Raw genomic sequence first — 14,231 nt, 5'->3', positions numbered from 1 at the left:
TCTTCTCGCGCAAGGAAAGTCAGCGGAACAGCACCGCGGGATTGAGGTAACCGCCCGGATCGAACGCGGCCTTGACGGTGCGCATGGCCGCGATGTCGGCCTCGGTGCGTGACATCGCCACATAGTCGCGTTTACGTGAGCCGACGCCGTGTTCAGAGCTGACGTTGCCGCCGCAGTCGGCGATCAGCGTCATCATCGCGGCGTACAGCGCGGGTTCGGAATCGGTGGAGCAGCGCAGCACGTTCAGGTGCAGATTGCCCTCGCCGATGTGCCCGAACAGCACCGGGATCGCTTCTGGCGCATGGTCGGCGATCAATTCGGCCGATGCGTCGGCGAAACCCCGGATCGCCGACAGCGGCAGGGAGACATCGAATTTCAGTGGCGGGCCGAATAATCCGAGCACCTCGGCCACCGACTCGCGGACCTGCCACAACCGCTGCTGCGCGGTTGTGTCGACGCCGACGGCGGGCTCGCCGCATAGCTCGGCGCCTTCCAGCGCGTCGGCCAGGCGTTCGGTCTGGTCGCTGTCGCCGGCCAATTCGATCAGCAACTGCCAGGCGCCGTCGACCGGGGCGGCCACGCCGAGGTGCTCGGCGGTCAGCGCACTGGCCCGGGCGTCGATCAACTCCAGCGCGGCGATGCCCTCGAGGTCACGGAAGATTCGGCCTGCGCCGACGAGTGCGTCCAGGTCGGCGAACCCGCAGATCGCGGTGACCCGGTGGGAGGGCGTGGGGTGCAGCCGGAGGTCCAGCGTCGTGATCACGCCGAGGGTGCCCTCGGCGCCGACGAAGAGGGAGGCCAGATCGTAGCCCGTGTTGTCGCGGCGGACCTGGCTGTGCCGGTGCACCACCGACCCGTCGGGTAGCGCGATGTCCAGACCCAGCACCTGCTCGCCCATGTTGCCGTAGCGCACCGTGCGCAGACCCCCGGCGTTGGTGGAGGCCATCCCGCCGACCGTTGCCGATTCGCGGGCGGCGAGGTCCACGCCGAAGACCAGACCGGCGGCGGCCGCGGCACGCTGCACGGCGGCCAGGGGAGTCCCGGCACCGACGGTGACCCGGCGCTCGACGGTGTCGACGGCACCGATCCCGGTGAGCCGCTCGGTGGACAGCAGGATGTCGTCGTTCTCGGGCACCGTCCCGGCCACCAATGAGGTTCGGCCGCCCTGCACCGTGACACACGCTCCCGCGTCGCGGCAGGCCCGCAGCACCGCGGCCACTTCGTCGGCGTTGCCGGGGCGGACCAGCGCCGTTGCCTGTCCGCGGTAGCGCCCGGTGTGGTCGACGCAGCGGCCGTCCAACACGTCGGGATCGGTGGTGACGTATCCGGCACCAACGATCCCGGCAAGCGTTTCGGTAAGCGTTTCAGTCACCGGTCGGGTGTACCACAGGATCGGTCAGGGCCAGGAATGCACCGAGTGCGATCAGGCTGTCCGGCTGAGATGGCAAGTAGTCGGTGAGCTGGGGTGAGCGCACGATGTATGCGACGTACTTGGCCCGGCTGATCGCCACGTTGAGCCGGTTGCGGTTCAGCAGGAATCCGATCCCGCGGGGCACATCGGCGGCCGAGGAGGCCGTCATCGACACGAACACCACGGGCGCCTGCCTGCCCTGAAACTTGTCCACCGTGCCGGCCTGCACCTCGGTCAGGCCCGCCGCGTCGAGAGCTCGCCGCACCGCGGTCACCTGGGCGTTGTAGGGCGTCACCACCAGGAAGTGGTCCTGCCCCAGCGGCGTGCTGCCGTGCTCGTCGGTCCAGGTGGTGTCCATCAGGCCGGTGATGGCCGCGACGATCGCGTCGGCCTCTTCGGGACTGTCGGTCGAATTGCCCAGATGGGCGACCTCGAGTACCCGAACTCCGGGTTCGATACCGTCGAGTGTGCGTGCGGCACTGACCTTTTCGTGTGACTGCAGGCGGCCGTCATAGGACAGTCGCGACACCGGGCCGCACACCGCCGGATGCATCCGAAACGAGCAGTCCAGAAAGTAGCCGCGCTCGGCCGGCAGCGTGTGCGCACCCTCGACCAGCCAGCCCAATGCCGAATCGTCGACCGGTGCCGGGTGGGTGCCCTGGCAGACCTGGGGCAATTGCTGCGGATCACCCAGGAGCAGCAGATTGCGCGCGGCCGGGGCCACCGCGATGGTGTTGGCCAGGTTGAACTGGCCGGCCTCTTCGATCACCAGCAGGTCGAGGCAAAGGCGTGGGACCCGCGCCTCGTTCGCGAAATCCCATGCGGTGCCGCCGATCACGCATCCGGGATGATCGGCGATGAACGAGGCGTACTGATTCTGGTCGATCTCAGTCCACCGAGGGTCGGCGCCCTTGCGCTTCTTGGCAACCAGCGCCGCGTCCACCCCGGCGTCGATCACCTGCTCCAGCAGATGCTCGATCACCGCGTGTGACTGCGCGACGATGCCGATCCGCCAGTGATATTCGTTGACCAGCCGGGCGATGATCTTCGCCGAGGTGTGGGTCTTGCCGGTGCCCGGCGGCCCGTGCACCGCGAGGTACGAGCAATCCAGGTCCAGCAGCGCCGCGGTGATATCGGCGGCGGTCGCCCCGCCGCGGGGCAGTGCCCGGCCGCTGACTGTGCGGGGTGGGCGGCGCAGCAGGACATCGGTCACCGCGTCGGTGGGCAGCTTCGGCAGACCGGCGGAGACGGTGGTTGCCGTGCTGTCGATGGAGGCCTGCAGGGGCTTGGTGTTGATCGGCGGCCCGGGGGTCAGCGCGAACGGCACCTGGGTGAACGTGTCACCGTTCTTGGGCTGGCGTTCGGTGATCAGCACCTCGGTGGGAGCCTCCGGATTGTCACAGCCGACGACCGCGGCGCTGCCGAAGCCGCGACGGTCCGGATCGTCGGACAGGCCTGCCGGCGCCGGCGGGGCGTACAGCGCGTAGACCTCGGAACCCAGTTCCCCGGCGTCGATGGCGCCGGTCAAGAGCACCTGCCGCTGCGGTTTGCGGGCCCGCGGCGGGGTGTGCCAGTCGGCGACGACCTGCGCCTTCTCTGCTACGAAAACGCCTGTGCTGTCGGCCCATTCGTCGACCGGATTGTTGAGCCGGTCGAAATGGCCCCACCAGAACGGTTTGTCCTCGCGTTTGTGGAAACCGCGGGCCGCTGCGATGAGTGCCACGGCCTGCTGCTCGGCCGTTCGGGGTTCCACTCCGTCGCCGGCGAAGCGCAGCAGCTTGCGGTCGACGGCGTCGGCCTTCTCGATCGGTGCTCCGTCGCGCACCGGTTGTGGGCCACGCGGCGGCACCTCGGCTTCGAACGCCCGATTGATCAGCCAGTCCCGCAGCCGGTGGGTGGACCGGCAGTCGTAGCGGTTGTAGTCCTCGATCTCCTTGAGCACCGTGGCGGCCTCGTCGTGGTGGCCGGCATCGCGCAGTGCGCAGTAGCGCGCGTATTCGGTGATCGAATCGGTGGCCTTGGTCACCTCACCGCCGCGCAGTTCGTTACCCATGTACAGCGGTTCCAGCGATTTGATGCTGTAGTTCTCGGTGCCGACGCGAATACTCTTGCGTACCAACGGAAGCAGATCGACGAGGACACCGTTGCGCAGCAGGTCGTCGACATCGTTCTCGCCCACGCCGTAGCGACCGGCCAGGCGCAGCAGGGTGCTGCGCTCATAGGGCGCGTAGTGGTAGATGTGCATCTTGGGAAAACGCTTGCGCCGCTTACGGACCAGGTCCAGGAAGTCGATGAGAACCTGGCGTTCGCTGGCCCGGTCGTGCGCCCATAATGGCTGGAAGTTCCCTTCGGCGCCCAGGACGCCCCACAGGTATTCCAGTCCCCAGTCCTGGCCGTTGGCCGTCCACAACGGGTCGCCTTCGTAGTCGAAGAACAGGTCGCCCTTGTCCGGATCCGGCAGCAGCATCAGCGGTTGCGGGTCGACGACTTCATACGGCGGCCTGCCATCTGGCTGTGGTGCCACCTGCAGGCGGGCCTGCCCCCTCAGCGCGGTCAGATTGCGCTGGGCCAACCCGGGTACCGCATCGGTGTGGCCGGCCAACTGATGGGTGGTGGTGACACCGGCCTCGATGAGCCGGGCGCGCTGGCCGGCCCGAATCCCGGCCACCAGGAACAAGTCGTCGGTGGCGCGGATCTGCTGCTCGCATTCACTGCAGCCGAAACACGCCCGCACCGAGTCGTCGGACCAGCGCACCGCGGTACCGGCGGCGAGGTGGCCGTCGAGCAGCGCCTGTAGCGCGGTGCGCCGTGGCCGGTACACCGCCAGCAGTTCGTCGACGCGGTAGCTGGACATCGCGCCGTCGCCGAGGACCAGGTCGACCTCGTCGGCGACCGGCACCCCGGCGGTCGACAGCACATCGGCGTAGGCGGCCAGCTGGAGCAGCGCCTCCACTTTCACCGAGCGGGACAGTTTGGTGTCCCGCAGGCGGTAGTGCTGACCGTCCCAGATCAGGAAATCGGCGAACCCGGCGAACCGTCCGTCGAACATCGCGGCCTGATAGATCGCCGGGTCGCGGCGCCGCACGGCTTCCAGGGTGGCCTCGGCCGCGGTCGTCAGCCCGGCCGCCGTGTAGGTGGGCCGGCCGATCACCGTCACCGCGCAGTCGGCGCGCAGGTCCTCGAGATGGCGCTGCTCGTGGTCACCGCCGAGTTGTGCGGTGCGAGCCAGCAATTCGTCGTCGGACGACACCGCCGGGCCACGACCGAGCTGCGCGTCGAACGAACGCAGCAGGGCGTACTCACAGCGGGCGGCCGCGGCCAGATCCGAGGCGCTGTAGATGACCGTCGGACCCGACGCGCCGTCGTCGGTGACGAACACGCTGCCACTGTAGGTGAGGGCACCGACATCGCGGGTGAAGCTAGATGTTGCCCATCAATTCCACACCGCCGCCGTTCCAGCGGAACTTCACCGTGCTGGCCAGTCCGTGGAATCCGCCGGAGTACTCCAGTGCCACGGTGTCGCCGGTGCTGGCTGCCTTGTCGATGCCGTTGAAGCCATAGGTGTCCGGCACGCCGGTGGGGATGAACTTGCCCAGGTGGAACAGCACGGCCCGGGTGTTGGGGTGTTCGGAGTTGGTGTTGGCCCGCACGATCACCGCCGACAGCTGCGCGCACTCGTTGTAGTTGCCCGCCAGCGGCTCGGGGCTCCAGGACTGATTACTGCGCGGGTCCCGGGGCAGCTCCGAGACGGCCTTGGCGATCTCGGGGGCGCCCAGGTTCACCGCGCAGGGATCGGCCTGTGGTGGCGCCGGTGTCGGGGCGGCTTGCGCGGCGGGTGCCGACACCGAGGTCGGGGCAGGGCCGGGTCTGGCGTCGGGGGTTTTGGAGACGGTGGAATCGCCCGATCCGCACCCCGAGAGCGTGAGCACGGCCGTCACAACGACCCCGGGGGCCATGGCGAACACTGCGACCCGATTCACAGTTGGGCAACCTACCGCGCCCCCGTGGCGGGTTTGTGCAGGCGCGCGGCCGGGATTCCCTTCGATTGGCACTAGACTTCTGAACCGATGACCTCGCCAGACCCGGATTCGGGGGATACCGCCCCAACGTTTGCCGACCTGCAGATTGACCCTGCGGTGTTGAAGGCAGTGACTGATGTCGGCTACGAGTCGCCGTCGGCGATTCAGGCCGCGACCATTCCGGCCATGCTCGCGGGCTCCGATGTGGTCGGGCTGGCCCAGACCGGTACCGGCAAGACCGCGGCCTTCGCCATCCCGATCCTGTCCAAGATCGACACCACCAGCCGCGCCACCCAGGCGCTGGTGCTGGCACCGACTCGTGAGCTGGCATTGCAGGTCGCCGAGGCATTCGGCCGGTACGGCGCGCATCTGCCCGCGATCAACGTGCTGCCCATCTACGGCGGGGCGTCCTACACCGTTCAGCTGTCGGGCCTGCGGCGCGGAGCGCAGGTGGTGGTGGGTACCCCGGGCCGGGTGATCGATCACCTCGAGCGCGGCACGCTGGATCTGTCGAACCTGGACTACCTGGTGCTCGACGAGGCCGACGAGATGCTCACCATGGGCTTCGCCGAAGAGGTCGAGCGGATCCTCGCCGACACCCCGGAGTACAAGCAGGTGGCGCTGTTCTCGGCCACCATGCCGCCGGCCATCCGCAAGATCACCACCAAGTACCTGCACGATCCGGTCGAGGTCACGGTCAAGGCCAAGACCGCCACCGCCGAGAACATCACGCAGCGGTTCATCCAGGTGGCCGGTGCGCGCAAGCTGGACGCGCTGACGCGGGTGCTCGAGGTCGAAGAGGGCGACGCGATGATCGTGTTCGTCCGCACCAAGCAGGCCACCGAGGAGGTCGCCGAGCGGCTCAAGGCCCGCGGTTTCGCGGCTGCGGCCATCAACGGTGACATCAACCAGGCCCAGCGTGAGCGCACGATCACCGCGCTCAAGGACGGCTCGATCGACATCCTGGTCGCCACCGACGTCGCCGCGCGCGGTCTGGACGTCGAACGCATCTCGCATGTCGTCAACTACGACATCCCGCACGACACCGAGTCGTACGTGCACCGCATCGGCCGCACCGGCCGGGCCGGACGCTCCGGGCATGCACTGTTGTTCGTCACCCCGCGCGAACGTCACCTGCTCAAGTCGATCGAGAAGCACACCCGGTCGAAGGTCATCGAGGCCGAGCTGCCCAGCGTCGACGATGTCAACGCGCAGCGCGTGTCCAAGTTCCGTGACTCCATCACCGACTCGCTCAACGGTCCGGGCCTGGAGTTGTTCCGTCGGATCATCGAGGACTACGAGCGCGAGAACGACGTGCCGATGGTCGATATCGCCGCGGCGTTGGCGTTGCAGTCGCGCAACGGCGAAGAGTTCCTGATGACGGAACCGCCGCCGGAGAAGCGCCGCGAGCGTGACCGTGACGATCGGGGCGAGCGGCCCGCGCACAAGGAGCGCCCGCCGCGCGAGGGCCTTGCGACGTACCGGATCTCGGTGGGCAAGCGACACAAGGTGGGGCCCGGCCACATCGTCGGCGCCATCGCCAACGAGGGCGGCCTGCACCGCAACGAATTCGGCCACATCACCATTCGCGGCGACTATTCGCTGGTGGAGCTGCCGGAGAAGCTGCCCAGCAAGACGCTCAAAGCCCTGGAGAACACCCGGATCTCGGGCATGCTCATCAATCTGGAGCGGGAGCATGGCGAGCGCGCCGACCGGGGTGACCGTGGGCCGCGCCGCGAATACAAGGGCCGTTCGGAGTACAAGGGCCGATCCGAGAACAAAGACCGCTCGGGGAAGCCGCACCGGAAGACCAAGTGACGGTCTCCAGGAGCGTCAAGGGGCCGTCGGATCAGGGTGGCCTTGAGTCGATAGACGCACCAGTTTCCGCGTCGACTCGGGTTGCGTCACTGACCGGGATCCGCGCGGTGGCCGCCATTCTGGTGGTGCTGACACATGCGGCCTACACCACCGGCAAATACGGGCAGGGCTACCTCGGGCTGGTGTATTCACGCGCCGAGATCGGTGTGCCGATCTTCTTTGTGCTCAGTGGTTTCCTGTTGTTCCGGCCCTGGGTGAAGGCCGCCGCGACGGAAGGACGTGCGCCGTCGGTGCGCCGGTACGCCTGGCACCGGGTACGACGCATCATGCCGGCCTATGTGGTGACGGTGCTGCTCGCCTATCTGCTCTACCACTTTCGCACCGCAGGTCCGAACCCCGGCCACACCTGGATCGGCCTGTTCCGCAACCTCACTCTGACCCAGATCTACACCGACGACTACCTTTTCTCCTTTCTGCATCAGGGGTTGACCCAGATGTGGAGCCTGGCGGTGGAGGCGGCGTTCTACGTGGTCCTGCCGCTGATCGCCTATCTGCTGCTGGTGGTGTTGTGCCGGCGACGCTGGCGGCCAGGTTTGTTGTTCCTCGGCCTGGCCATGCTGGCCGCGGTGTCACCGGTGTGGCTGTGGATCGTGCACGATTCCACGAATCTGCCTGATGGTGCCCGGCTTTGGCTGCCCACCTACATGGCCTGGTTCGTGGCGGGTATGGCACTGACGGTGCTGGGTCAGCTCAAGGTGCGCGGCTACGGGATGGTGTGTGTGCCGTTGGCCGTGGTTTGCTACTTCATCGCGTCGACGCCGATCGCGGGGGAGCCGACGACGTCGCCCGCCAAGCTGAGCGAGGCGTTGGTGAAGACGTTCTTCTACGCGGTGATCGCGGCATTGCTGGTGGCGCCGCCCGCGCTGGGTGACCATGGTTGGTACAACCGATTTCTCGCTTCTCGGCCGATGGTCTTCCTCGGTGAGATCTCCTACGAGATCTTCCTGATCCACCTGATGATCATGGAACTTGTGATGGTCGAGGTGATGCGCGATCCGGTCTACACGGGGTCGATGTTCAACCTGTTCGTGCTCACGATGGTGTTCACCATCCCGGCGGCCTGGCTGCTGCACCGGTTCACGCGCGTTCGCTCCTGAGTATTTAGTTAGGGTATGCTTACCTAACGAAGATGGTCACGGGAGGTACGTATGGGCGAGCAGAAGGCGTCGCGCGGGCTGGAAGGAGCCCTGGTCAAACTCTGCCGGGGCGGTGATTACGAGCTGACGGTATCGGGCCGTACCGAACTCACCCCGAATTACCTCAGGCTGCATTTCGGTGCCGAGCGCTTGCTCGCCGAACAACGGGTGCACCCCACGATGTGGGTGCGGGGCTGGTTCCCTGACGAGGGCAAGGCCCATCAACGCGGCTACACGCTGGTCAACGCTGATCCTGAGGCCGGGACCGTGGACATCGATTTCGCCATGCACGACGGCATCGCCACCCGCTGGGCACGCGCGGCCCAGCCCGGCGACGTTCTGGACGTGACGGTCCTCGGCAGCAACTTCACGCTGCCCGAACCCGCGCCGGCCGGCTACCTGATCGTCGGCGACACCGCGTCGCTTCCGGCCATCAACTCGCTGCTGGACGCGATCGGGGATGCCCCGGCGTGGGTCTTCCTGGAGGCGGGTCACGACGACGACCGTGAACTACCGGTCAACGGCGGCGCGGAGATCATCTGGGTGGACCGATTCGACGAGGATCTGCTGGAGACCCTCAGCGCATCGGCTTTCGACGCCTCCGACCACTTCGGCTGGGTCGCCTGCAACAACCGCACCACCCGGGCCGTGGCGCGCGTCTTCCGCGAGGAGTACAGGATCCCGCGTAGATCCATCAAGGCACAGGCGTACTGGGTGGCCTGAGCCAGCCGGATCACAGCGCGGTTTGAATCGGGGCGGGTGTCGCCGCGATCTCGTCGAGCACTTGCACGTTGTGGGCCACGTCGCGACTCTCGCGCGCCGCGATCTCTTTGATCGCCAGATCGAATGCGCCGACCAGGCTGGGCGGGTCGAACACGGCCTGCGCCTGCCGGCTCACCTGTATGTCTCGCGCCCAGATCGTCGCCGGCCGGGCGAATCCGGGCTCAAGGGCCAGGACCGTGGCGAACCGCCAGGCGCTGTCGCGCAGCGAGCGGATCGCCTCGTTGAGGACGAAGATCTGATGCTGTTGGAGCACGGCATAGATGTCGGCCAGTGCCGGGGAGAGTTCGTTGATGTCGTTGACCACCCCGCCGATCTGGCTCGCCAGCACCGCGTTGATGGTGTCGAAATCCTTGTGCAGCGAGGGCAGGTGGCCCGGGCCGACGAGACCTTGTACCGCGATGCCGAGGTCCAGGACGATGTGGGCGGTGACCCCGGCGAGCATGTGCTGCACCAGGATCGGCCCGGGTTTGTCGGCCCACTGGAAGGTGGCCCGCCACGACCGGGTGGGCTTCGAGTACCGGTCGGGGTGGAAGTACCCGTTGAGCGCATCGAAGTAGCGCTGCGCGAACGCCGCGTCGAGCCGGTCCATCCGCGGGCCGTCCTCGAATGCCCCGTCCTCGACCGCGACGCCGACGGCGATGGTGATCCGCTTGTACAGGGCTGCGAAATAGCCCAGCCGACTTGAGTTTTCCACCGCCCAGTCGGTGACCGTGTCGGTGGCCGAGACGACCTCGGCAATGCTGGTGACCGGCGGTATCGGCGGTAGTGGCGTCGGGTGACTGGCCATAGTCGAAAGTATGGGGCAGGTGAGCCTGTTCCGCCCGGCAATCGGCTACTCCACCGGTAGTTGTGCCGGGATGACCAGAGGGGCGACGAACTCGGCCAGCATGGTGCGCTCGTCGGTCTCGTCGCCGCCGGGGAAGACCAGCAGCGACACCATGACGCGCACCAACCACCTGGCCCGCCGGCCCACCTGGTCGTCGGCTTGCGTTGCTCCGCCGGCGAGCGAACCGACGAAGCCCTCGACCAGCGCCCGGATCACCTCGGAGTGCTCGGCCATCTCGCCGCCGATCGGCCGCTGCGCGGTGGCGAACCACGACGACAGGGCCGGGCTGTCGCGCACCGCGTTCAGCGCCGTGATGACACCTTCGATCAGTCGCTGCGCCGGATCCTTCACCGCGGCCACCTGTTCGCTGACCTCTTCGTACAGCCGGCGCGCTTCGCGGTGCACGTAGGCGGTGTAGAGCGCGTCGCGATTCTCGAAGTAGCGGTACAGCGTGGCGCGGGAACAACCTGCGGCAGTCGCGATCTCGTGCATGCCGACGGTCGCCGCGTCCTGCCGGGTGAACAGGGCGTCGGCGGCATCGAGGATGTGGTCGGCGGCCACTTCGGACCGCCGGGCCGACAACCAGTCGCGGGGCATCAGGTCCCTGCCCGGAACGGCACGGACAACGGCCGTCGCACGTAGCTGCCGCCTGCCCACGTCACCGAGTCCAGGTCGACCTCGAAATCGGGGTAACGCGAAAGCAGTTCGGTCAGCGCGACCCGGGACTGCATCCGGGCGGCGGCCGCGCCGAGGCAGAAATGTGCGCCGTGGCTGAAGGTCAGGATGTTGCGCGGGGATCGCCGCACGTCGAGTTCGGCTGCATCGGCGCCGAATTCGCGCTCGTCACGGTTGCCCGAGCCGTACAGCAGCAGAGTCTTGCGTCCGGCCGGGATGGTGGTGTCACCGATGGTGACCTCGCGGGTGGTGGTGCGGGCCAGGCCTTGGACCGGGGAGGTCAGGCGCAGGAATTCGTCGATCGCCTCCGGGATCAGCTCGGGATCGTCGATCAGGAGCTTGCGTTGATCGGGCCGCTGCTGCAGGAGTTGCACTGCGCCGCCGAGCATTCCGGTGGTGGTGTCGTTGCCGCCGGTGACCATGGTGAAGGTGAAGGCCAGGATCGACAGCACGCCGGCGATGTCGCCGTCGGCTCCGACGCCCGCGGCCACCAGGTGCGAGATGGTGTCGTCGCCGGGTTCGCTGCGGCGCCGCTCGATGAGCTCCGAGAAGTAGGCCATCATCGACGCCACGGCGGCGCCGGCGGTGCCCATGGCCGCGGTGATGCCGCCGGCCGAGCTGTTGGCCGCGACGATCGCATCGGTCCAGCCGTCGAACTGGTCCCGGTCTTCCTCGGGCACCCCGAGGTAGTGCGCGACGACCATCGAGGGCAGTGGCTTGAACAACTCGGCGGCGATGTCGCCTCCGCCGTTCGAGCGCAATCCCTCGAGGCGCTCGACAACGAAGTCCCGAACCTTCGGCTCGACGGCTTCCACCTGACGCGGGGTGAATCCGCGGGAGACCAGCTTGCGGAACTCGGTGTGTACCGGAGGGTCCTGCATGACGAACGGCGGATTGTCGGCCAGGCCGATCATGTCCAGTTCGCCGTAGGTGACCGTCAGGCCCTGTGCCGACGAGAAGGTGCCGTGGTCACGGGCGGCGGCCCAGATGTCGGCGTGCCGGGACAGCACGTAGTAGTCCTGCTCGGGGTCCTCGTCGGGCACCACGTGGTGCACCGGGTCGTGGTCGCGCAGCGCGGCGTACATGGGCCACGGGTTGGGCCAGGTATCGGCATCTGCGGGGACGAACCGGGCGGGGCTGTGAGACAAAGTCGCTGCCATGTCTTATTCGTACGACATCGAGAGGAATAGTGTCAATAGTCGGTTGGCCGGGCCGTCGTCGCCGTCCGGCGGCCCGCATTAGGCTCGGGCGTGATGAGCACCCCTGGCGCGCCGCAGTTACCTGCCCAGACACCGACGTGTTACCGGCATCCGGACCGTCCCACCTACGTGCGGTGCACGCGCTGCCAGCGTCCCGTCTGCCCGGAGTGCATGCGCTCGGCGGCGGTGGGCCATCAGTGCGTGGACTGCGTGAACGAGGGAGCCAGGTCGATTCAGGCACCGCGTACCCAGTTCGGCGGGAAGGTGCGCACGGGAGCCCCGATCCTGACCTACTCGCTCATCGCGGTGAACGTGCTGATGTTCGTGCTGCAGATGACCTCGAAGAACCTGGAGCAGGAACTCACGCTGTGGCCGCCCGGCGTCGCCGCGCACGACGAGTACTACCGCCTGGTGACCTCGATGTTCCTGCACTACGGCGCGATGCACCTGCTGTTCAACATGTGGGCGCTCTACGTGGTGGGGCCGCCGCTGGAACAGTGGCTGGGCCGGCTGCGGTTCGGGACGCTGTACGCGCTGAGCGGGCTCGGCGGCTCGGTGCTGGTGTATCTGCTGTCCCCGCTGAACAGCGCGACGGCCGGGGCATCCGGTGCGATCTTCGGCCTGTTCGGCGCGATCTTCGTGGTGGCCCGCAAGCTCAACCTCGATGTCCGCTCGATCGCTGCCGTCGTCATCATCAACCTGGTGTTCACCTTCGCCGGGCCCGCGCTCGGGACAGGGGCGATCAGCTGGCAGGGCCACATCGGCGGCCTGGTCACCGGTGCGTTGATCGCCGCGGCCTTCGTGTACGCCCCGCGCGAGCGCCGCAACGCGATTCAGGCCGGGGTCTCGGTGGCGGTGCTGGTGCTGTTCGCCGCATTGATCGCCTGGCGTACAAGCAGTCTGCTCGCCGGCTTCGGCATGGCCTGAGGCCTAGATCGCCGCGCCTGGATTGAGGATGTTCTGCGGGTCCAGTGCCCGCTTGATCCGGTGATTGAGCTCGACTGCGTCCGGGCCGATCTGGCCGGCCAGCCAGGGCTGCTTGAGCCGGCCCACACCGTGCTCACCGGTAATGGTGCCGCCCAGCCCCACGGCTAGATCCATGATCTCCCCGAATGCCAACTGGGCCCGCGCGGCCATGTCGGCGTCGGCCGGATCGAACACGATCAGCGGGTGGGTGTTGCCGTCACCGGCATGGGCGATCACCGAGATCAGCAGATCCCGATGGGCCGCGATCGCCGCCACCCCGCTGACCAGTTCGGCCAGTGCGGGCAGCGGCACCCCCACGTCCTCCAGGAGCAGTGACCCCTTGGCCTCCACGGCCGGGATGGCGAAACGGCGCGCCGCCACGAAGGCCTCGCCCTCGTCCGGGTCGGAGGTGGAAAACACTTCGGTGGCACCGCATTCGGTGAACACCTGAGCCATGAATTCGGCGTCGTCGGCGCCCGCGGCACCTCGATCGTCGGAGGCCGCCACCATCATCGCCGCGGCGTTGCGGTCCAGCCCCATCTTGAGCTTGTCCTCGACCGCGTTGATCGCCACAGAGTCCATGAACTCCAGCATCGACGGCCGGATCTTTCCGGTGATCTTCACGACCGAGTTCGATGCGGCTTCCACCGAATCGAACGTGGCCACCACGGTGCACGGGGAGTGTTGTGGCGGCAGCAGTCGCAGTGTCGCCTCGGTGACCACGCCAAGGGTGCCCTCGCTGCCGACGAACAGTTTGGTCAGGCTCAGGCCCGCAACGTCTTTCAACCGCGGACCGCCCAGGCGCACGACGGTGCCGTCGGCCAGCACCACCTGCAGGCCCAGAATGTAATCGGTGGTCACGCCGTACTTGACGCAGCACAGCCCGCCCGCGTTGGTGGCGACATTGCCGCCGATGCTGCAGATCTCAAAGGACGAAGGATCGGGTGGGTACCAGAGTCCCTGTGCGGCAACGGCCTTCTTCACCTCGGCGTTGAGCAGGCCGGGCTGCACCACGGCGGTGCGGGTGACCGGGTCGACGGTGATGTCCCGCATCTTCTCGGTGGACAACACGATGCCGCCGTCGAGGGCTGTCGCACCGCCGGACAACCCGGTCCCCGCGCCGCGCGGCACGACCGCCACCCGGTGCGCGCTGGCCCAGCGCAGCACGGCCTGCACCTCCTCGGTGCGGGTGGGCCGGACCACTGCCAGCGGTGTGCCCGCGGCCGGATCGGCAGCCCGGTCCTGGCGGTAGGAGGCCAGGATGTCGGGGTCGGTGACGACGACACCTTCGGGCAGTTCGGCGATCAGCTCTGACAGCACACCGCGATCCTACGAGCG

General features: G+C 67.7%; 11 protein-coding genes. 4 read left to right on the top strand and 7 right to left on the bottom strand.

Features of this window, described 5'->3' with window-relative positions; translation table 11 throughout:
• Positions 1–19 precede the first annotated feature (19 nt).
• Genes EH231_RS12940 through EH231_RS12930 form a run of 3 tightly spaced genes read right to left on the bottom strand, consistent with a single transcriptional unit; the run spans position 20 to position 5,367 of the window.
• Complete coding sequence (locus tag EH231_RS12940; protein WP_090428337.1) at positions 20–1,372, bottom strand: FAD-binding oxidoreductase; 1,353 nt, start codon at positions 1,370–1,372, stop codon at positions 20–22.
• Positions 1,365–4,790: a TM0106 family RecB-like putative nuclease gene (locus EH231_RS12935; RefSeq protein WP_090428340.1), complete on the bottom strand. Its 3,426-nt coding sequence runs from the start codon at positions 4,788–4,790 to the stop codon at positions 1,365–1,367. The genes EH231_RS12940 and EH231_RS12935 overlap by 8 nt, the downstream gene beginning before the upstream one ends.
• Before the next feature lie 40 nt (positions 4,791–4,830).
• Positions 4,831–5,367: an LppP/LprE family lipoprotein gene (locus tag EH231_RS12930; protein WP_090429002.1), complete on the bottom strand. Its 537-nt coding sequence runs from the start codon at positions 5,365–5,367 to the stop codon at positions 4,831–4,833.
• A gap of 111 nt (positions 5,368–5,478) precedes the next feature.
• Here EH231_RS12930 and EH231_RS12925 point away from each other — a divergent pair, with 111 nt between their 5' ends.
• Genes EH231_RS12925 through EH231_RS12915 form a run of 3 tightly spaced genes read left to right on the top strand, consistent with a single transcriptional unit; the run spans position 5,479 to position 9,167 of the window.
• Positions 5,479–7,248: a DEAD/DEAH box helicase gene (locus EH231_RS12925; RefSeq protein WP_090428343.1), complete on the top strand. Its 1,770-nt coding sequence runs from the start codon at positions 5,479–5,481 to the stop codon at positions 7,246–7,248.
• Positions 7,245–8,405, top strand: coding sequence for an acyltransferase family protein (locus tag EH231_RS12920; protein ID WP_090428346.1), 1,161 nt, complete (start codon positions 7,245–7,247; stop codon positions 8,403–8,405). The genes EH231_RS12925 and EH231_RS12920 overlap by 4 nt, the downstream gene beginning before the upstream one ends.
• A gap of 51 nt (positions 8,406–8,456) precedes the next feature.
• Positions 8,457–9,167, top strand: a complete 711-nt coding sequence (locus tag EH231_RS12915; RefSeq protein ID WP_090428349.1) for a siderophore-interacting protein — start codon at positions 8,457–8,459, stop codon at positions 9,165–9,167.
• Positions 9,168–9,177: 10 nt separating this feature from the next.
• Here EH231_RS12915 and EH231_RS12910 read toward each other — a convergent pair whose 3' ends face one another.
• Genes EH231_RS12910 through EH231_RS12900 form a run of 3 tightly spaced genes read right to left on the bottom strand, consistent with a single transcriptional unit; the run spans position 9,178 to position 11,888 of the window.
• The gene (locus EH231_RS12910; protein ID WP_090428352.1) at positions 9,178–10,014 is read right to left on the bottom strand and encodes a DUF5995 family protein; all 837 of its coding nucleotides are present in this window, start codon (positions 10,012–10,014) and stop codon (positions 9,178–9,180) included.
• A 45-nt stretch (positions 10,015–10,059) separates the two neighbouring features.
• A complete protein-coding gene (locus EH231_RS12905; RefSeq protein WP_090428356.1) occupies positions 10,060–10,650 on the bottom strand; it encodes a TetR/AcrR family transcriptional regulator in 591 nt (196 codons plus the stop codon).
• Entirely contained in the window at positions 10,650–11,888 is a 1,239-nt protein-coding gene (locus EH231_RS12900; RefSeq protein WP_090428359.1) for a cytochrome P450, read from the bottom strand. The genes EH231_RS12905 and EH231_RS12900 overlap by 1 nt, the downstream gene beginning before the upstream one ends.
• A gap of 93 nt (positions 11,889–11,981) precedes the next feature.
• On the opposite strand from EH231_RS12900, the gene EH231_RS12895 reads away from it, so the two are divergent.
• On the top strand, positions 11,982–12,854 hold the full coding sequence (locus EH231_RS12895; protein WP_164480873.1) for a rhomboid family intramembrane serine protease: 873 nt from the start codon (positions 11,982–11,984) through the stop codon (positions 12,852–12,854).
• Between the two features lie 3 nt (positions 12,855–12,857).
• On the opposite strand, the gene EH231_RS12890 is transcribed toward EH231_RS12895, so the two are convergent.
• On the bottom strand, positions 12,858–14,213 hold the full coding sequence (locus EH231_RS12890) for an FAD-binding oxidoreductase (protein WP_090428365.1): 1,356 nt from the start codon (positions 14,211–14,213) through the stop codon (positions 12,858–12,860).
• Between the last annotated feature and the right edge of the window lie 18 nt (positions 14,214–14,231).

The sequence above is a fragment of the Mycolicibacterium nivoides genome, assembly GCF_003855255.1.
Classification (GTDB): domain Bacteria; phylum Actinomycetota; class Actinomycetes; order Mycobacteriales; family Mycobacteriaceae; genus Mycobacterium; species Mycobacterium nivoides.
Note: the sequence above shows the minus strand (reverse complement) of the source record. Positions and strands in the feature narration are given on the sequence as shown.

Excerpts from the sequence above, each read along its gene's own strand:
- EH231_RS12930 (WP_090429002.1), bottom strand. The coding sequence starts at position 5,367 with ATGGCCCCCGGGGTCGTTGTGACGGCCGTGCTCACGCTCTCGGGGTGC.
- EH231_RS12925 (WP_090428343.1), top strand. The coding sequence starts at position 5,479 with ATGACCTCGCCAGACCCGGATTCGGGGGATACCGCCCCAACGTTTGCC.
- EH231_RS12915 (WP_090428349.1), top strand. The coding sequence starts at position 8,457 with ATGGGCGAGCAGAAGGCGTCGCGCGGGCTGGAAGGAGCCCTGGTCAAA.
- EH231_RS12910 (WP_090428352.1), bottom strand. The coding sequence starts at position 10,014 with ATGGCCAGTCACCCGACGCCACTACCGCCGATACCGCCGGTCACCAGC.
- EH231_RS12905 (WP_090428356.1), bottom strand. The coding sequence starts at position 10,650 with ATGCCCCGCGACTGGTTGTCGGCCCGGCGGTCCGAAGTGGCCGCCGAC.
- EH231_RS12900 (WP_090428359.1), bottom strand. The coding sequence starts at position 11,888 with ATGGCAGCGACTTTGTCTCACAGCCCCGCCCGGTTCGTCCCCGCAGAT.
- EH231_RS12895 (WP_164480873.1), top strand. The coding sequence starts at position 11,982 with ATGAGCACCCCTGGCGCGCCGCAGTTACCTGCCCAGACACCGACGTGT.